Annotated in this window: 15 protein-coding genes; 3 read left to right on the forward strand and 12 right to left on the reverse strand. The window is 70.4% G+C overall.

The window, feature by feature from the left end; all coding sequences use genetic code 11:
* Positions 1 to 40: 40 nt before the first annotated feature.
* The 4 genes from WMF33_RS48135 to WMF33_RS48150 form a co-directional block, all read right to left on the reverse strand.
* On the reverse strand, positions 41 to 3,793 hold the full coding sequence (locus WMF33_RS48135; RefSeq protein WP_437334862.1) for a thioester reductase domain-containing protein: 3,753 nt from the start codon (positions 3,791 to 3,793) through the stop codon (positions 41 to 43).
* Between the two features lie 94 nt (positions 3,794 to 3,887).
* Positions 3,888 to 4,610, reverse strand: coding sequence for an HAD family hydrolase (locus tag WMF33_RS48140; protein WP_437334863.1), 723 nt, complete (start codon positions 4,608 to 4,610; stop codon positions 3,888 to 3,890).
* Positions 4,611 to 4,722: 112 nt separating this feature from the next.
* Positions 4,723 to 5,079 carry a c-type cytochrome gene (locus tag WMF33_RS48145; protein WP_437334864.1) on the reverse strand — a complete coding sequence of 119 codons (357 nt, stop codon included), beginning with the start codon at positions 5,077 to 5,079 and terminating at the stop codon, positions 4,723 to 4,725.
* Between the two features lie 14 nt (positions 5,080 to 5,093).
* Positions 5,094 to 6,557 (reverse strand): PQQ-dependent sugar dehydrogenase, encoded by a 1,464-nt coding sequence (locus tag WMF33_RS48150; RefSeq protein ID WP_437334865.1) that lies wholly within the window; start codon positions 6,555 to 6,557, stop codon positions 5,094 to 5,096.
* Between the two features lie 378 nt (positions 6,558 to 6,935).
* Here WMF33_RS48150 and tam point away from each other — a divergent pair, with 378 nt between their 5' ends.
* Positions 6,936 to 7,709: a trans-aconitate 2-methyltransferase gene (gene tam, locus WMF33_RS48155; RefSeq protein WP_437334866.1), complete on the forward strand. Its 774-nt coding sequence runs from the start codon at positions 6,936 to 6,938 to the stop codon at positions 7,707 to 7,709.
* A gap of 46 nt (positions 7,710 to 7,755) precedes the next feature.
* Here tam and WMF33_RS48160 read toward each other — a convergent pair whose 3' ends face one another.
* The 3 genes from WMF33_RS48160 to WMF33_RS48170 form a co-directional block, all read right to left on the reverse strand.
* Positions 7,756 to 8,139 (reverse strand): hypothetical protein, encoded by a 384-nt coding sequence (locus WMF33_RS48160; RefSeq protein WP_437334867.1) that lies wholly within the window; start codon positions 8,137 to 8,139, stop codon positions 7,756 to 7,758.
* A gap of 626 nt (positions 8,140 to 8,765) precedes the next feature.
* Positions 8,766 to 9,554 (reverse strand): SDR family oxidoreductase, encoded by a 789-nt coding sequence (locus WMF33_RS48165; protein WP_437334868.1) that lies wholly within the window; start codon positions 9,552 to 9,554, stop codon positions 8,766 to 8,768.
* Positions 9,551 to 9,880 carry a nuclear transport factor 2 family protein gene (locus WMF33_RS48170; RefSeq protein WP_437334869.1) on the reverse strand — a complete coding sequence of 110 codons (330 nt, stop codon included), beginning with the start codon at positions 9,878 to 9,880 and terminating at the stop codon, positions 9,551 to 9,553. Before WMF33_RS48170 ends, WMF33_RS48165 begins: the two co-directional genes overlap by 4 nt.
* Before the next feature lie 101 nt (positions 9,881 to 9,981).
* Here WMF33_RS48170 and WMF33_RS48175 point away from each other — a divergent pair, with 101 nt between their 5' ends.
* A complete protein-coding gene (locus WMF33_RS48175; protein WP_020741952.1) occupies positions 9,982 to 10,890 on the forward strand; it encodes a LysR family transcriptional regulator in 909 nt (302 codons plus the stop codon).
* A gap of 86 nt (positions 10,891 to 10,976) precedes the next feature.
* Here the strand turns inward: WMF33_RS48175 and WMF33_RS48180 are convergent, their stop codons facing one another.
* Positions 10,977 to 11,462: a transposase gene (locus WMF33_RS48180; RefSeq protein ID WP_437339588.1), complete on the reverse strand. Its 486-nt coding sequence runs from the start codon at positions 11,460 to 11,462 to the stop codon at positions 10,977 to 10,979.
* 523 nt (positions 11,463 to 11,985) lie between these two features.
* Entirely contained in the window at positions 11,986 to 12,474 is a 489-nt protein-coding gene (locus WMF33_RS48185) for a MarR family winged helix-turn-helix transcriptional regulator (RefSeq protein ID WP_437334870.1), read from the reverse strand.
* Positions 12,475 to 12,524: 50 nt separating this feature from the next.
* Here WMF33_RS48185 and WMF33_RS48190 point away from each other — a divergent pair, with 50 nt between their 5' ends.
* Positions 12,525 to 13,202: a DUF4336 domain-containing protein gene (locus tag WMF33_RS48190; protein ID WP_437334871.1), complete on the forward strand. Its 678-nt coding sequence runs from the start codon at positions 12,525 to 12,527 to the stop codon at positions 13,200 to 13,202.
* A 19-nt stretch (positions 13,203 to 13,221) separates the two neighbouring features.
* Here WMF33_RS48190 and WMF33_RS48195 read toward each other — a convergent pair whose 3' ends face one another.
* The 3 genes from WMF33_RS48195 to hisC all read right to left on the reverse strand — a co-directional run bounded on the left by WMF33_RS48195 (position 13,222) and on the right by hisC (position 16,531).
* Positions 13,222 to 13,521 (reverse strand): hypothetical protein, encoded by a 300-nt coding sequence (locus tag WMF33_RS48195; RefSeq protein ID WP_437334872.1) that lies wholly within the window; start codon positions 13,519 to 13,521, stop codon positions 13,222 to 13,224.
* Between the two features lie 147 nt (positions 13,522 to 13,668).
* Positions 13,669 to 15,252 (reverse strand): DUF4832 domain-containing protein, encoded by a 1,584-nt coding sequence (locus tag WMF33_RS48200; protein ID WP_437334873.1) that lies wholly within the window; start codon positions 15,250 to 15,252, stop codon positions 13,669 to 13,671.
* Positions 15,253 to 15,442: 190 nt separating this feature from the next.
* Positions 15,443 to 16,531 (reverse strand): histidinol-phosphate transaminase, encoded by a 1,089-nt coding sequence (gene hisC, locus WMF33_RS48205; protein WP_437334874.1) that lies wholly within the window; start codon positions 16,529 to 16,531, stop codon positions 15,443 to 15,445.
* Positions 16,532 to 16,537: the final 6 nt, after the last annotated feature.

The raw sequence follows: 16,537 nt of genomic DNA on the forward strand, positions 1-16,537 counted from the left end.
AGCTCGGGCGGGTCGAGCGCGCGGGGGCGATGCGCCCGCGTCAGGACGCGGCGCGCACGGCGGCGGGCCCGATGAGCCCCAGCGCGACCATGTCGTCCAGGTACTTGTGAATGAGCGGCTCGCTGACGTGCGGCAGGGTCGCGAGATCGCCCCCCCCGCCGCGCGCCGCGAGCTGCCGCAGCCGGGCGAGGAGGCGCTCCGCGTCGAACACCTCTCCGTCGGCGCGCGCCGGGCGCTCCCACGCGTTGAGGATGGGCAGCGGCGAGTGGCGCCTGAGCGGCTCGCTCAGCTGCATCAGCCGGTCGCGGAACGCCGCGTACCACGCGGCGTAGTCGTCGACGCGCTCCACCGGGTAACCCGCCGATCGGACCCACGAGACGATGACGTCGAGCGAGATGCCGTCGTCCCAGTAGGGGTTCACGACATGATAGGTCGCGCGGCTCGCCCTCTCCCCCTCACCGCCCGTGGGGGGCCGTTGATCGACGGCGACGGTCCCCGTGCGGGGCCGTCGATCGACGGCGACGGCGGCGATGCTCCGCGCCACGGCGTCCACGGGCAGGCCGTCGTAGTGGCCGTCGCGGTGCGGGCGGCCGCCCTCGTAAAACGATCTCGGGGCGAGGCCCGTGTACACGACGCCGCACAGGAGCCGCGTGAAGAAATCCGGGACGTTGATCTGGGAGCGATACAGGCTGTGCGCCATGATGCCGCTCGGGCGGTAGACGTTGACGGGGAGGCCGAGCGCGTCGTGGGCGTCCTGCAGCAGCACCTCGCTCGCCCACTTGCTCGTCGCGTACCCGACGGCGTAACCGGCGCTGAGCGCGCGCTCCGGCCAGAGCTCCCGGATGTCCTCGTCCTCGCGGATGGGGCCGCTCCGGTCGAGGCCGCCGACCGCGGCGATGGTCGAGATGTAGTTCATCGACTTGACCCGGTGCGCGAGCGAAAGGCGGATCGCCTCCACCGTGCCGAGGACGTTGGGCTCGAAGAGCTGCGGATAGCTCAGGGCGTGGTTCACCAGGGCGCCGTTGTGCACCACGCAGTCGACCTCCACGCAGAGGTGCGCGTAGAGGTCGTCCGCCAGGCCGAACCTCGGCTCCACGAGATCGCCGGCGAGCACGACCAGCCGGCCGTGCGCCGACAGCGCGTCGAACCTCTCCAGGAGCGCGGGATCGGACTCGTAGGTCGCGCGGAGCCGATCGAAGGCGAGCGCGTCGTCCGGCGAGCGCACGACGCAGTACAGCCGGCCCTCCTCGGGCAGCCGCTCGAGGAGCTCCAGCGCGAGGAACCGGCCGAGGAACCCGTTGGCGCCGGTCAGGAGCGCCACCCGGGCCTGCGCCGGCAGCGCGGCGGCCGGCGTCGCGCGCCTCGCGGCCGCGAGCTCGTCCGGCCCGAGGAACCGGTCGAGCCGCAGGTCCGCCGCCCGGACGACCTCGGCGCCGGCGCCGTGCACCTCGTCGAAGCGCGCGGCGCGGCGGGGGGCTTCGCCCGCCAGGGCGTGCTCCAGGTGATCGGCGATCGCGCGGACGCTGCTCGTCGGGTTGAGCACGAGCCCCACGGGCACGGCCACGCCGGAGATCTCCTCGATGAGGCGGCTCAGGCGGACGGCGCTGAGCGAGTCGCCGCCGAGCTGCGCGAAGCTCCGCGCGCTCCGCGGCTCGACGCCGGTGATCCCGAGCGTGGCTTCCAGGGCCTTCTTCACCACCAGCGCGGCGGACGCCGGCGTCGCCCCGCCCTCGCGGAGGCTGCGGAGCTCCTCGAGCTGGGTGCGCTCGATCGTCGCGTAGAGCGCCTCGAGGCGGGCGCTGTACCTGGCCTTGAGCCGGGCGCGCGCCGGCTTCTGCGTCTCCGTGAGCAGGCCGCTCGCCCGGGTGAACGGGGCCGGCTCGATCAGGAAGTCGCGCGGGATCTCGTAGCCGCGGAGCTGGTTCTCCCGGGCGATGCGGTCGATCTCCGCGCGGAGCAGCTGCCTGACGGGCTCGCCGTCGGGCTTCACGTCGCGCTGCCGCAGGTGGGCCGAGATCTCGCGCATCTCGGGGACGACGACGGCCAGGAGGTACGAGCGGGTGCTGTTGCCGTAAAGGAAGATCTGCTGGATGAAGGGGCTGCCCGCGCTGTAGAGGGCCTCGAGCCGCGAGGTGGCGACGAACTCTCCTTGCGACAGCTTGAGCACGTTCCGCGCGCGATCGATCCAGACGACGGTGTCGGGCCCGCGCTGCTCGACGATATCGCCTGTGTTCATGAGCCCTTCTTCGTCGAAGAGCGCCCTCGTGGCCTTCTCGTTCTTGTAATAGCCGGGCACCATGAGGCTCGATCGGATATGCAGCTCGCCGCGCGGGTACGGCTGGTCCGCGGCGGAGTAGCCGAGCTCCGGGACGTCGACCAGCTTGAACTCGGTCACGAGCTCCCGATCCAGCCGGCCATCGGTCGTGAGCGAGGAGGCCTCCGTGGAGCCGTAGCCCTCGAAGACGGGCACGTCGAAGCAGCGCTTCAGGAACGAGAAGACCTCTGGCGGCGTCGGCGCCGACCCGATGCTCGCGAGGAGCAGCCGGTCGCCGAGCAGCGACCCGCGCATCTCCGCCATGATCTCGCGCTCGATCCGCCGTCGCGCGGCGTCGTCGCCGCCGGCGCCCAGCCCTCGAGCGCGCCTCAGGACCTCGGCCTGGAATTGCTGGTGAATCAGCTCCGCGATGCGCGGCACCAGGAACAGCGTGGTCGGCCTGGCCAGGCGGATGTCCTCGAACAGGGTGGACATGTCGCTCTTCAGCACGAAGTGCGTGATCCCGCCGCGCATGAGGGAGCGGCCGACCTGGCTGCGCCCGATGAAGTGGTTCATCGGGCTGTAGTTGAGGCCCACGTGCGGCAAGAGGTCCAGGCGCGGATCTTGGCTCCTCGTGAACGCGAGCTGCCAGTACCGGTGCCAGAGGCTCTCGGGGATCATCGCGCCCTTCGGCGAGCCGGTGCTCCCGGACGTGTACATGAGGGTCATCAGCGGATCGGGCTCGCCCCGCTGCGCGGGCAGCACCTTCGGCGCGATGCCCTGCTGCCGGCCGAGCCGCTCGACCTCGTGCATGGCCCGCACGGCGAGGCGGCGGCCTCGCGCCTCCAGCGGTCGCAGGGCTCGCCTCGCGCGCTCGAGCTCGCTCTGCCCGCAGCGATCCCCTTCCAGCAGGTCCATGACGACGATGCTGCGCACGGACGGGCACCGCGGCAGGACGTCCTCGATCCGCGCGAGCTGGCCCACGCTGCAGATGACGCAAGCGAGCTCGGCCTCGGTGACGATGAGCTCCAGGTCGGCGGGGGGCAGGTCGGTTTGCAGCGGCACCGAGACGGCGGAGAGGTACATGCAGGCGAGGCCGGCCACGACCCAGTCGGTGCTGCCGAAGCCCGAGATGCCCACGAAATCTCCCGTGTTCGCGAGCTTTTCGTGCTGGAGGCCGCTGGCGAACGCCTCGACGCGGGACCACACGTCCGCGTAGCTGACGGCGCGGAACTCCGGCAGATAGCGCGGCGCGCTGCCGCCGTCGGCCGCTGTCGCCGCGGTGTCGAGCGGGCGGTGGCCGACGCAGGGGCGGTCCGCGTAGAGCTCGAAGGCCGTCGCGACGCACTCGATGGTGGTGTGACGGCTCCGGATCTTCTCCAGCGCCGCCGGGGAGGGCAGCGCCCGGCGGAGCTCCTCGTCCGTCTGCACGAGCCGGGCGCATCGCTCCAGCGACCTCGTGAGGAGCAGCTCGTTCGAATCGTCGTTTTGGGTGATCTCCGATTCTTGAGGATCGCGGGTATCGCTCGACGGGTCCATGCGCCCGCACGTTGAGCGGAGCGCGGCCCCGGGCAAGCCTCGGTCGGACATCGGCCGTCGCGCCGCGCCAGGCGGCGATCGGGCGAGCGCCTGCCTAGACGTATCGCTGCTGCGGGGTCTTCTCGGCCTGGTGGGCGGTGCTCGCGTTCCCCGGTACGCCGGCGAGGGGCGATGCATCGAGCTGCGCCAGGAGATCGGCCGGGCCGTCGTACACGGCGATGGCGCCCTCGAGGGCGCTGTCGGTCCAGCCGCCCGAGCGGAAGCCGATCGTGCGCAGCCCGGCCCGCGCGGCCGCCTCGACGTCGTACGGCGTGTCGCCGATCATCACGACCTCGCCGTGCGGCAGCTTCAGGTGGTCGAGCGCCGCCTGCACGATGTCCGGATCCGGCTTGGACTGCTCGGCGTCGCTCGACGACGTGGCGCTCTCGATGACCCCGTCGGCGCCGGTGAGCTTGAGGAGCTCGCGGAGCTTCTCCTTCTGGGCCGAGCTCGCGATGACGATCCTGAGGCCGCGCCGGTGGAGCTCCTCGAGCAGCTCCTTCGTGCCGGGGAAGGCGCGGAGCTCGGGCAGGAGCTGCTTCATGAAGATCTCCGAGCAGCGCCCGCTGATCCTCTTTCCCTCGGGGCTCTCGATGGAGATCCCGGTCACCTCGGGGAGGAGCTTGTCGCCGCCCATCCCGATGAGGCGCCGCACCTCCTCGAACCGGACCTTGTGCCCGAACTCCTCCAGCGCATCGACCCAGGCGCGGGCGTGCGCGTCATTGCTGTCGATCAACGTGCCGTCGACGTCGAAGATTACGCCGCGAATGGCTGCCATGACCGGGGTCCTCTCCTGGTTTTGTAGATTTCTCTGCGTGTGATACCGCTGCTTCGAGCTGGTCTGTCCGGCGGCGGCGCGCCGAGGGCGGCTCGCCGCCGTGGCTCTCCGCTCAATCGCCCTTCTCGTAGGACCGGATGGACAACATGTAAGCGATGATCGCGTCCACGTCCGCGTCGGAGATCTCCTTCTCCGAGAAGGAGGGCATCGCGCCGAGCCCGCTCCGGATCTGGAGCCGGATGGCCGCCGCGGGCGCCGGCTTGTTGTTGAGCCCTGGGCCGAGCCCTCCGGCGCCGCCCGGGTGGCACTGGTTGCATTGCTTCATGAAGATCACCTCGCCGCGCCGCTCGGGCGGCTCGTCGAGCGGGGGCGGCCCGAGGATAGGCTCGCTCCTGCGGGAGGAGCCGCACCCGGCGGCGAGCCCGAGCGACGTGGCGAGGAGACCGCAAACGACAGCGCGCAGGACCATGATCGCCTCCTCCTTCAGCCTGCGGCCGCCGCGCGGGTGATGCGGAACAGCGCGCCCGTGCCCTGCTTCGGTTTGGCGCCCTTCTCATCCATGAGCATGACGCCGAAATCGACGACGTAGAGCGACTTCCCCGCGCGATCGAAGCGCACGGTGATGGGCCGCTCCAGGCCGCCTGTCTTGAGCCGCGACGCCGGGCCGTTGTCCTTGCCGCGGTTGACGGCGAAATCGCGGATGACGCCGGTCTTGAGGTCGACCCGGACCACCTTGAAGCCGACGGGGTGCAGGACCTTGCCGACGTCCGGCGCCTGATCGCCGAACTGCGCGACGAACGCGTCGCCGACGAAGCCGAACGACGGGTCGCGCGAGATGTCGATGCCGTTCGACGAGCTGTGCACGGCGAAGAGCGCGACCGGCTGCGGCGGCGGGTTCGGCAGCGTCTCGAGGAGGGCAGGGGGCGGCTGCCCGCCGGGCGGGGCATAGCGATCTTGCGCGACGGGGCGGCCGTCGGCGAAATCGGGCCATCCGTACCAGGTGCCCGGCGTCACGGCCCACAGGGAATCCGCGTTGCCCCAGACCGGGCGGCTGCCGCGCTCGTCATAGCCGTTGTCCGTGACGAACAGCTTGCCGTCCGGCGAGAACGCGAGCCCGAACGGGTTGCGGAACCCCCAGGCGACGAGGTTGAGCGTGCCCCCGCGGGCGGGCACGCGCATGACGGCGCCGCTGCACGGCACCTTCCCGGGGATGACCTGTCCTTTCTGCGTCTGGGTGCCGAACCGGACGAAGGCGCCGGTCGTGGCCTCGTCGTCCTCGTCCTTGGTGAGCGGGTTCGGCGAGGTGAGCGCGGCGCCGGTCAGCGTCACGTCCTTGCAGGGGACGTCGTGGAACTCGGGGTGTCGCTTCAGCCAGCCGAACTTGTAGTTGTCCTCGCCGACGACACCGGAGTTCGTGGCGGTGCCCTGACCGAAGTAGATGAAGCCGTCGGGGCCGACGACGGGCCCGTTCGTGTGGTGATCTCCGAAGCTCGGGAGCCCTGTGACGAGGGTCTGTTTCTCGCCGCCGGGGGTGATCCGGAGGATCCGGCCGCCCTCGGTCACGCCGCCCTCCGAGACGATGAACGCGCCGTCGGCCCAGGCGACGCCGGTCCACGGCGGGTTTTTCCCGGTCGCGACGACGGTGGTGCGGCCGCCCGGCTCGATCCGGAGGAGCCGTGGCGTGGTGAACACCTCGCCATAGGAGTACCCGGCCTCGGTGACGTAGACCTGCCCGGCGTCGTCGAACGCGACGCCGGTCGGGAAGGTGAGGCCGGTGGCGACGACCTCGATGACGTATCCGGCGGGCAGCTCGATGTCCGCGGTGCGGATCGACCGGGCGGGGGACGGCGGCGTCGTCTCGCCGCCGCCCGAGGAGGCGCGGGCGCTGAAGCAGCCGGGCGCCGCCGCGAGCGCGGCGAGCCCAAGGAAGAGGAGCGTCGGTGTCATGCGAGAGCGCGGCGGTGGACGGCTCGTGGCTGGGGTGTTCAAGCGTTCTCCTGTGGGTCGGTGCGAACGAGGGGCGGCGGCCGGCGGCCGCGTTCCCGGACCGTGCTGCCAAGAAGTCGCAGGACTCCGGGCGCGCGTCGAGCAATGCATATGCCGAGCGCGGTGGGCGCAGCGCGGGCGAGCGCCGCGACCGGCGCCGCCGTGGCGACCTGGCAAGGCTGTGGCAGATCGCCACGCGGCGGGCCGGCGGTCGCCGCGGGGGAGCGGGCAACCCTGATTTCTGCGTCGACAGGCGCGTCCGGATCTGGTGGAACGGGAAGGCATGACACGGGCAGCGGGGAGCTCACGAGCTGCAGCGCTGGTCCGGTGGAGGGCGACATGGCGAGCTGGGATCCTGCTCAGTACCTGAAGTTCGAGGACCAGAGGGCGCGTCCGGCGGTCGATCTGCTGGGGCGGGTCGATGTCACCGTCCCGGGCGACATCGTCGACCTTGGCTGCGGGGCGGGCAACATCACGCGCCTCGTGGCGCAGCGCTTCCCGGACCGCGGGATCGTCGGGGTCGACAGCTCACCGGAGATGCTGGCGAAGGCGCGCGCCGCGCTGCCGGGGGCGCGGTTCGTCGAGGGCGACATCGCGCGCTTCGCGCCGCCCGCGCCGCCGGCGCTGATCTTCAGCAACGCCGCGCTTCACTGGCTGGACGACCATGCGGCGCTGTTTCCGGCGCTCCTCGGGCGGCTCGCGCGCGGCGGCGTGCTGGCGGTGCAGATGCCGCGGAACCACGGCGCGCCGTCGCACACGGCGATGGTGGAGGTGAGCCGGATGCCGCGCTTCCGCGACAGGCTGGCGAGGTTGGTGCGGGAGAGCCCGGTCGCGGCGCCAGCGGCGTACTACGGCGTGCTCGCGCCGCACGCGGCGCGGATCGACCTGTGGGAGACGGAGTATCTGCACATCCTCGAGGGCGAGAGCCCCGTGGTCGAGTGGACCCTGGGGACGGCGCTGCGGCCGCTGCTCGCGGCGCTCGATGGCGAGGACGAGCGGGCGGAGTTCCTGGAGGCGTACGGGACGCGGGTGGCCGCGGCGTATCCGAAGGCGGCGGACGGGAAGACGCCGTTTCCGTTCCGGAGGTTGTTCCTCGTCGCGACGGCGCGGTGAGCGGTTTGCGGAGCCGAGCCGGCGCGGGAGCGGCTCCCGCGCCGGATCAGCGCGTGTACTCGATGGCGCCGACGCCCTCGGCCTGGGGGAGGACGGTCACGAGCGCCTGCGCCCCGAAGGAGCTGGACGACAGCGAGGAGCGGACGGCGACGAGCCATGTCTGGTCGCTCTGGCGCGCGACGAGGATGACGCACCGCTCGCCCTGAGGCGAGCCCGCGCGCGCCTCGGCCTCCGGGACGACGCGCGCCTCGGAGGCGGCGCAGCCGTGGACGTCGAACTTGCGGTGCGACAGGGCGGTGAGCGCCGCGCTCGCCGCCTTCGTGGCGCCCTCGTCGGCCGCCGGTGCGGCGGGGGCCGGCGCGGGGGCGCAGCCGGAGGAGAGCGCTGCGAGGAGGGGGAGCCAGCGGATGAGGGCGATCGTGCGGGTCACGGCGATGTCGTATCGCGGAGGCGGGTCCGGGGGAAGCGCTGAGCTCCGGGGAGAGTCGCTGGGGCGGTGGGGCGAGCGAGAGGCGAGAGGTCGCCGAAGCTCGTCCTCTGTTTGGGGGGAGGTGTTGACACGGAACGAATCTGCGGTGCCGAACCGTCGCGATCCGTCGCTTCCTCCGGGATTTGGGGGGCACCAGGCCGCTGATCGCACCCGTTTGGAAGGCATCGACCCAACCCGGTCCAACCCGACGTTTGCGGGACTGCGCCGGAACCTCGCCGCCGCTGCTGCTCAGGCGCAGTCCCGCAAACGCCTATTCGTTGAACGCGAGCCGTCCCGCAACCGAACTCTGTCCCAACGGGATCGCCATCGCGGGTGGCAGCTTCGCGCGGCGAGAGAGCTTCAGGTCAGGTCCGCGACGTAGAAGCCGTCCCGCTCAGGGCGCCGAAAGAGCCGCCAGCGGGCCGCGCCGAATCCGGAGTCTTCGTTCGCCTGCGGCGCACTTCGCCTCCGAAGGAGGGATTTGGGCGGGCGCTCACCGGTCCCGGGGGACCGGATCGTCCTTCACCAGAACGCCGTGCAGCCTATCATGCCGCCACCGGTACAGCGTCCCGGCGCAGACGCCCACGTCAGACGGTCCGGACGGTGCCGCCGTCGATGATGAACTCGGCGCCGTGGATCGCGGCGGCGCGATCCGAGGCCAAGTAGGCAATGAGATCGGCAACCTCTTCGGGCTCGGCCGCACGCCCGATCGGGATACCGCCCAGAGCATCAAGGACTACTTGCCGCGCCTCCTCGACCGTGCCACCATTGGCGGCCTGCAGACGCTTCAGCATGTCGACGGACGACTCGGTCATGATCCAGCCGGGGGAGACGGCGTTGACCCGCACGCCCTTCGGCCCCAGCTCTTTGGAGATCGACTTGCTGTAGGTCCTGAGCGCGGCCTTTGCGGCGGCGTAGGCAGTGGTCGATTCGGGAAGCGGCAGGATGGATTGGATAGAGGTGATATGCACAATCGCGCCGGCACCCCGTTCCATCATCTGCGGAGCCAAGAGGCGATCAAGACGGACCGTGGCCATGAGGTTCAGGCTCAGTTCGGCGAGCCAGTGATCGTCCGTCAGCGCGAGAAAGCCGCCGCCCGGCGAGGCCGAGCCACCGATCACGTGGGCGAGGATGTCGACGCCGCCCATACGCTCGAGCGCCGCCTTGGCCAGGGTCTCGCCGCCTTCGGCCGTCGTCAGATCCGCGCGGACGAACTCGACGCCGTCGATGGGCTCCAGGGTTCCGCGGGCTGCGGTGATAACCCGGGCGCCCCCGGCCAGGAAGCGGTCGACGGTGGCGCGGCCCAGACCCTTGCTGCCGCCGCTCACGAGCACACGTTTTCCAGCGAACTCCGCGGGATTAGCTTTGATGCTCATATCGTGATCTCCAGTGCTTTGATAGCGTCGTCTTCGAGCGTGAAGCGATAGGTGAAGCGGATCGGGCTGCCCTTGAAGTCGCCATGGGCAAGACCTTCGACCACGACCTGACCGTCCTCGTGGCGAACGGCATCCGGCGTGAAGATCGCCTTGACGGCGATCACCTCGTCTTCAAACAAGGTTCGCAGCTCGGCGTGGCCCTCGTGACGTTTTCCGTTGTCCGAGAGGACCGCATCGGCGGCAAAAGGCTTCAGCATGCCGTCCACATGGAGTTGTGCGTTTGCCTCGACATAGGCGGCTATGGGTTTGGGGAGTGCGGGCGTCATGAGTGTTCTCCTCTGCGTTGTTCGCTTCGGAGACACTAGTCTCGCCAAACAAAAAAGAGAACGCGCGGAATCGTGCATGCTATAGGTAGCCAGGCTAAACAATGCGTGACGACCTATCCGGGCTTCGGGCCCTCCTCTGCGTGGCCGAAAAGCGGAGCTTCCGTGCGGCGGCCGCCGAGCTGGGGGTGACGCCATCTGCCGTTAGTCAGATCGTTCGCGCCCTCGAAGAGCGCGTCGGTGTGCGCCTGCTTCAACGAACCACACGTAACGTCGGTTTGACCGAGGCCGGTGAGCACTTCATCGGGCAGCTCAGGCCTGCATTCGACGGCATCGACGCCGCGTTCGAGTCGCTCATGGCCATGAACGGACGCCCATCGGGTCTGTTGCGCCTGACGATGCTCCGAACCGGCTACAACGACGTCATCAAGCCGAAGCTCGCGGCCTTTCTCGCCGCGTACCCCGACATCCGAATCGACATCTGTCTCCAGGAGGCGCTGTCGAACATCGTAGTCGAAGGCTTCGACGCGGGGATTCGCCTCGGCCACAGCCTCGATCGCGAGATGATCGCTGTTCGCGTTAGCCCGGACCAGCGCCTCGTGGTCGTCGGCTCACGGGACTACTTCGCACGCCGAGGCAAGCCCACGCATCCGCGCGAGCTTCACGGGCACGAGTGCATTGGTCTGCGCATGTCGACGGGCGCAGTCGCCCGGTGGAAGTTCGTCGAGGGCGACAAGGAGTTCGAGCTGGTCGTCGACGGCCGCGTCGTGACCAACGATGGGTCGGTATTGGTAGACGCCGCCGTCGAGGGCGTCGGACTCGCCTACGTCTTCGAAGACATGGTGAGCGGGCTCGTGTCCGAGAAGCGACTCGTGCGGGTGCTCGATGGGTATTGCCCGCACATCCCGGGCTATTTTCTCTACTATCCGAGCCGGCTGAACCTCGCCCCCAAGCTCGAGGTGCTGATCGACTTTCTAAAGATAGGTAGAAGGCGCGGCAAAAAGTACGCGTGACGGGGACCGTCGCGGCAAGGCGCGACCCGCATCGGCGCCACGCCCGATCCGGGACTCGCGAGACGGTATTTCCCTGAGGCATCCCCTCATATGACCGCGAAGATTTCGCGGAAGACACGATGGTCCGCCACGATGCGGTTGAACGCCATCATGAGCTGCTCAAGCCAGTCGTCGCGCATGGTGGGCATCGCGTGATACCAGTACAATCCCTGGCGGAAGAGCGAGAGCGTGCGCTTTTTCGTGGTGTTCACCTTCAGCGTGCGATCGAGCCCGGTCTCCTCGCTCGCGGCGCCGAGCAGCGTCAGAAGGGCGTGAGCGATGGCCGCCAGGAACAGGAGCCGATCGCGCCGCTGACGATTCTTGATGTGGGTTGCCGACAGACCCAGGCCGAAGTGGATGTCCTTCTCATCGCGGAATGTTTCCTCGATGGTGAACCTTTTGCCGTAGAGCTTCACTACCTCTGGCGCCTTCTTCTCAGTAAGCGAGGTCGCCAGACACCACGCGTCCTTCATCTCCTTGGCATGCACCACGACGACGGCCGGAACGGCCGTGCGATTTTTCTTTTGAAGGATTCTGAGTACTCTCTCACCTCAAAGCCTGTCTCCGCTCCCCGAGACCGGTGACCTGATCCTGCGTAAGCGGATCAGATGGGGCGACAACTTCTCTGACACGGGGGGGTCCAGCCCCCACTCAGTGCGTGGAGATTTCCCTAGCTTCCCTGCGTATTCTGACGGACGTGACGGCTCATTCCGGAGCGACGCGACGGCCCAGTCCGGCGTGACGTGGACCGGAGCGCAGCGACGAGCGCGGTCAGGTCTTCGTCTCGGTCACCTCGGGAGCCACCGCCTTCTTCTTCCGCATCGACCCGCCGCGGAGCGTCCCTCGGAACGGCCCGTCACGTGCGTCGGAACGAGCCGTCAGGTGTGTCGGAACACCCCGTCGGGTGGCCCGGAACGCCCGGTCGCGTCCCCTCGGAACGGGCCGTCACGCGCTCTCGGAATCGGCCGTCACGTCGGCCCGGAATACGCACCCTGGCGATCGCGCTCCTGAGCAGCGGCTCGCCCAGCGCCTGCGCGACATCCTCCGCCCCGGCGCTCACCCTCCCTCGGGCGGCTCTTCCAACGCCGCCTGCAGCGCGGCGAGCCCCTTCTTCAGCGACGCCATCTGCTTCTCGCCCAGCTTCCGCGTGAGCTCCTCCTCCAGCTCCATGAGCACCCCGAGCCCGTGGAGCAGCGCCTTCAGCCCGTGCGGCGTGAAGCGCACCCGCTTGGCCCGCCGGTCGTCGGGATCGGGCGTCCTCTCCACGACGCCCATCGCCTCGAGCTCCTCCACGAGCTGGCCCACCGCCTGCTTCGTCACCCGGGCGCGCTCGGCCAGATCGGTCAGCCGCGTGCCCTCGAGATCGATGTACGGCATGAGCGCGGTGTGCGCCCGGCGCACCCCAGGCGCCCCGCGCCGCGCGATGCGCGCCACCGCCCGCTCGTCGAGCAGCCGCGCCGAGCGCAGAAGGAGCTGCCCGAGGCTCGCGCGCTTGCGCCGCTCGAGCTCGGCGAGATCCCTGGGATCGAGGTCGTGCTTTGCCATGATGGTAAAGCTGCTTGACTAAATGGTCAAGCAGATTTACCAATTGGAGCATGCTGCGACAACTCGATCAAGCCCTCTGGGTTGCGGAAGACACGTTGAAGCTGCCAGCCATGCATTTCCCGGTGCGGTCTCCGGTCGTGCGGCTCGGGGACGGCGGGCTGCTCCTCTTCTCGCCGCTGCCGGGCGTGGAGCAGGTGGCGGGCGAGATCCGGGCGCTCGGGGAGGTGCGGGCGATCGTGGCGCCGAACCTGTTCCACCACCTCGGCCTCGCGCCGGCGGCGCGGGCGTTCCCGGGGGCGCGGCTGTACGGTCCTCGGCGGCTCCGCGAGAAGCGCCCCGACGTGGCGTTCACGGACGAGCTCGGCGACGCGCCGGACCCGCTATGGGCGGCGGAGATCGACCAGGTGACGGTCGGCGGGATGCCCAAGGTCGACGAGGTGGCCTTCTTTCACCGGCCGAGCAGGACCCTCTTCCTCTGGGATCTCTGCTTTCACATCACGCAGAGCGCGCACTTCCCGACGCGCCTCTTCATGCGCCTGAACGGGGCGTATGGGCGGTTCGGTCCGTCGCGCTTCGCGCGCTCGATGATGCGCGATCGCGCGGCGGTGGGCGCGGCGGTGAAGCGGATGCTCGCGTGGGCGCCGGAGCGCATCGTGGTGGCGCACGGCGACGTGATCGAGCGCGGCGGGAGAGCCGCGCTGGAGAGCGCGTTCGCGCGGGTGCTGTGAGCGCTGCGCCAGGCGGCGATCACGCCACCCCGACGCGCCCTTCCCGCCGCAGGTGATCGAGCCGGTGGGCGAGATGCGCGGTCTCGAGCCACTGGCGGAAGGCCGGGTTCTTGGCCACGTAGGCGGCGAAGGCGGCGTTCGTGAACGACTGCGGGTCGCACCCGCGCGCGGCGGCGATGGCGGCGGCTTGCTCCAGGAGGCGCACGGCATCGGACCAGGAGGTCTCGACGGTCTTCTCGCTCCCGGACGGAGCTCCCTCGCCGCCCTCGGCGGTGACGGCGGGGTTGTTCTCGACTTCAAGACGATCGACAGCGCGCATGGCGTGACTTCCTTTCCGGTTCCTTTCCGACGATCCGCCTGGGCCCACGCGCGAGATGAGGGCCGGGATCACGCGATGAGGTAAGCCCGCGCGCCGGAGATGCAAGGGCATGGCGCGCCGTCCCGGCGCCGACGCGAGGGGATCGGCCTACTCGACCACCCGGACCGTGGCGTCGAGCAGGTTGACGCCGCTCGCGCCGTCCCACGCCGCGCCGCTCGAGAGCTGGATCGCGTAGCGCGGGTCGTCGCGAAGGCGCTCGGACGCGTCCGGGAGCCACAGGCCGAGCTGGTAGTCGCCCGGGGGGAGATCCGCCGGGACCTGCGCCTCGAGGCAGAGGTCGCTCTCCTCGGCCGGCGCCCAGCGGCGCGGATCGGCGTCGACCTGGACGACGCGCCGCGCTTCGCCCTGCTGGAGCACGAGGTAGACCGGGCGCGGATTGTAGGCCCGGGCATATCCATCGTTGAACAGGCGCAGCCGCAGCGACAGCGGCTGTCCGCGACCGACCTGCTCGGGCGACGCGTGCCCCATCACCGCGAAGCGGTATCCGAGGCGGCAGGCGATCGTCTCGAAGCAGCCCTCGGACCGCCAGCCGTCGATCACGTCGGTGTGGTAGTCCGTGTTGATGAAGCTCCAGTGGTGCAGCGAGAGCTCGTCGAGCGCCGAGCGGCACTGGCTGCGCGGCGGATTGGGGGCGCACGTCTCGCCGCCGACGGGCGTGAACGCGGAGTCCGCGATGGCATAGTCCTTCTCGCCGGGCAGCTGGTAGGTGCCGACGTCGTCGGCGCTCGCGAGGAAGCAGTCGTTGAGGTGGCCGACGCGCGAGAGCGGCGCTCCGGAGAACGCCGTCTCCTCGGTCAGCGGGCCGCCGTACGCCTCGAGCTTGTGCGAGGGGCGGCGCGCGAGGGTCATCCGGTCGCTCGGCAGCGCCGCGAGCAGCGCGTCGAAGATCTGCTCGCGGCTGGCAGGGCTGGTGAGGTCGTTCGTCGAGGAGTGCCACTCGCCCCAGGCGCCGACGAAGCCGGGGTGCAGCACGGCGATGACGTCGGCGTTCTGCTCGAGCACGGGCTTGAGCTGGTCGATGTGGGACAGCACGCGGTCGAGCGGCGCGTCCGGCGCGGTGCCCGTGTCCGCATAGTAGAAGCGGGGGAGCACCTTCAGCCCCGCCGCGCGCACGGCGGCGAAGCTCGCGTCGAGCTGGTCGACGAGGTCCTGGTCGATGTCCCGCGTGCGGTAGTCGTCGATGAGCACCTTGCCGTAGATCAGCGTGTAGCCCTCGCCCCGAAGATGCGAGAGCGAGCCGAGGCTCCGGAGATCCGTGAAGCGGAAGAGGCCGCGCTCGGGGTTGAGCACGCCGCTGCACTCGGCGTCCCCGGAGGGATCCGCGCCCGCGGCGAACAGCTTCGGCGAATAGGAGCGCTCCACGGTGGCGCCGCTCAGCCCGCAGGCTCCGGGCGGATCGCCCGCGCCGCTGCTGCCGTCGCTGCCGCCGGCGCCGTCGCTGTTGCCGTCGCCGCCGGTGCTGCCAGGGCCGCCGCCGCTGTTGCCATTGCCCGCGCCCTCACCGCCGCCGCCCGCGTCGCTCACGCCGGAGGTCAGCGCGCCCATCGGGCTGCCGTCGCCGGCGTCTGGACCGCACGCCGCCACGAGCGCCAGAGAAACGCAGGCGACGCTCCCGCCGCGAAGCAGGCGCGACAGGACGTGACTCGATGACCGGATGCTGGGGTGGCGCATGAAGCGATCTCCTCTCCTAGTGAAGAATGAAGCTGGATCAGCCGACCTCGCGGGGGCGCTGTCCGATGCGCGCTGCTCGTTGCACGGTCGAGGCCAGCGGAGCCGCTCGGCGAAATGCGAGGCAGGGGAGGTGAGGAGCTGCGCAAGGATCGTACACTCGCGCACGAAGCGGACAGCGAACGGGGGCTGTCTACGCCCCGGCCGCCGCGCGGGACACCTCGGCGATCGCCCCGAGCAGCGCGTCGTTCTGCTCGGGCGTGCCCACCGTGATCCGCAGCTTGTCGTGGAGGCGCGGCGCGTCCCAGTAGCGCACGAAGATCGCCCGGTCGTAGAGCGCCCGGTACATCGCCTGCGCCGACAGCCCCCCTGCCGGCGGCGTCGCCAGGACGAAGTTGGTCTGGCTCGGCGCCACCGTGAACCCCCGCTCGCGCAGCGCCGCCGTGAGCCGGGCGCGCTCCGCGATCACCCGCTCCCAGCTCTCGCTCGCCTCGTCCCGCGCCGATAGCGCCGCGGTCGCCGCGGCCTGCGCGAGGATATCCGTGTTGTAGCTGTCGCGCGCCTTGTCGAGCGTCTCGATGAGCCGCGGGTGCCCGAGCCCGTACCCGAACCGGAGCCCCGCGAGCGAGTACCCCTTGCTCAGGGTCCGCAGGAGCAGGACGTTGTCGAGCCCCCGCGCCGGATCGAGCAGCGGGATCGCGTCGGCCTCGGCGAAATCGACGTACGCCTCGTCGATCAGGACCACGCCGCGGAACGCCCGCGCGATGCGCTCGAGCTTGTCGAGCGGCTCGCGCCGCCCCGACGGCGCGTGCGGGTTGACGAGGAGCGCGAGCCGGCAGCCGCGGTCGTTCAGGCGGCTCGCGAAGTCCTCCGGGACCGACCAGTCCTCCTCGAGGGGGACCTGGGTGATCGTCGTGCCATGGATCTCGGCGAGCACGTCGTAGAGCGAGTAGGTCGGGTACGTCTCGCCCAGGCCGAGGCCGCCGGGCTCGCAGAACACCGTCACCGCCATGCGCAGCAGCTCGTCGCCGCCGTTCGTGGCGATCACCTGCTCGGGCGACAGGCCATGGAGCCTCGCCGCGGCCTCGCGGAACTGCTGCGCGCGGGGCGGCGGGTACCGGCGGAGCTGATCGGCCGAGACGCCCCGGATCGCCTCCAGCACCGCGCTCGGCGGCGGGTACGGGTTCTCGTTGGTGTTCAGCTTGACCACGTCGGCCCGCTGCGGCTGCTCGCCGGGCGTGTAGGGCGTGAGGCGGTGGATGTTGTCGCGTTCGTACGGCATGGGGAT

The organism is Sorangium sp. So ce394, assembly GCF_051474665.1.
Taxonomy (GTDB): Bacteria; Myxococcota_A; Polyangia; order Polyangiales; family Polyangiaceae; genus Sorangium; species Sorangium cellulosum_D.

Excerpts from the sequence above, each read along its gene's own strand:
- WMF33_RS48135 (WP_437334862.1), bottom strand. The coding sequence starts at position 3,793 with ATGGACCCGTCGAGCGATACCCGCGATCCTCAAGAATCGGAGATCACC.
- WMF33_RS48140 (WP_437334863.1), bottom strand. The coding sequence starts at position 4,610 with ATGGCAGCCATTCGCGGCGTAATCTTCGACGTCGACGGCACGTTGATC.
- WMF33_RS48145 (WP_437334864.1), bottom strand. The coding sequence starts at position 5,079 with ATGGTCCTGCGCGCTGTCGTTTGCGGTCTCCTCGCCACGTCGCTCGGG.
- WMF33_RS48150 (WP_437334865.1), bottom strand. The coding sequence starts at position 6,557 with ATGACACCGACGCTCCTCTTCCTTGGGCTCGCCGCGCTCGCGGCGGCG.
- tam (WP_437334866.1), top strand. The coding sequence starts at position 6,936 with ATGGCGAGCTGGGATCCTGCTCAGTACCTGAAGTTCGAGGACCAGAGG.
- WMF33_RS48165 (WP_437334868.1), bottom strand. The coding sequence starts at position 9,554 with ATGAGCATCAAAGCTAATCCCGCGGAGTTCGCTGGAAAACGTGTGCTC.
- WMF33_RS48170 (WP_437334869.1), bottom strand. The coding sequence starts at position 9,880 with ATGACGCCCGCACTCCCCAAACCCATAGCCGCCTATGTCGAGGCAAAC.
- WMF33_RS48175 (WP_020741952.1), top strand. The coding sequence starts at position 9,982 with ATGCGTGACGACCTATCCGGGCTTCGGGCCCTCCTCTGCGTGGCCGAA.
- WMF33_RS48185 (WP_437334870.1), bottom strand. The coding sequence starts at position 12,474 with ATGGCAAAGCACGACCTCGATCCCAGGGATCTCGCCGAGCTCGAGCGG.
- WMF33_RS48190 (WP_437334871.1), top strand. The coding sequence starts at position 12,525 with ATGCTGCGACAACTCGATCAAGCCCTCTGGGTTGCGGAAGACACGTTG.
- WMF33_RS48195 (WP_437334872.1), bottom strand. The coding sequence starts at position 13,521 with ATGCGCGCTGTCGATCGTCTTGAAGTCGAGAACAACCCCGCCGTCACC.
- WMF33_RS48200 (WP_437334873.1), bottom strand. The coding sequence starts at position 15,252 with ATGCGCCACCCCAGCATCCGGTCATCGAGTCACGTCCTGTCGCGCCTG.
- hisC (WP_437334874.1), bottom strand. The coding sequence starts at position 16,531 with ATGCCGTACGAACGCGACAACATCCACCGCCTCACGCCCTACACGCCC.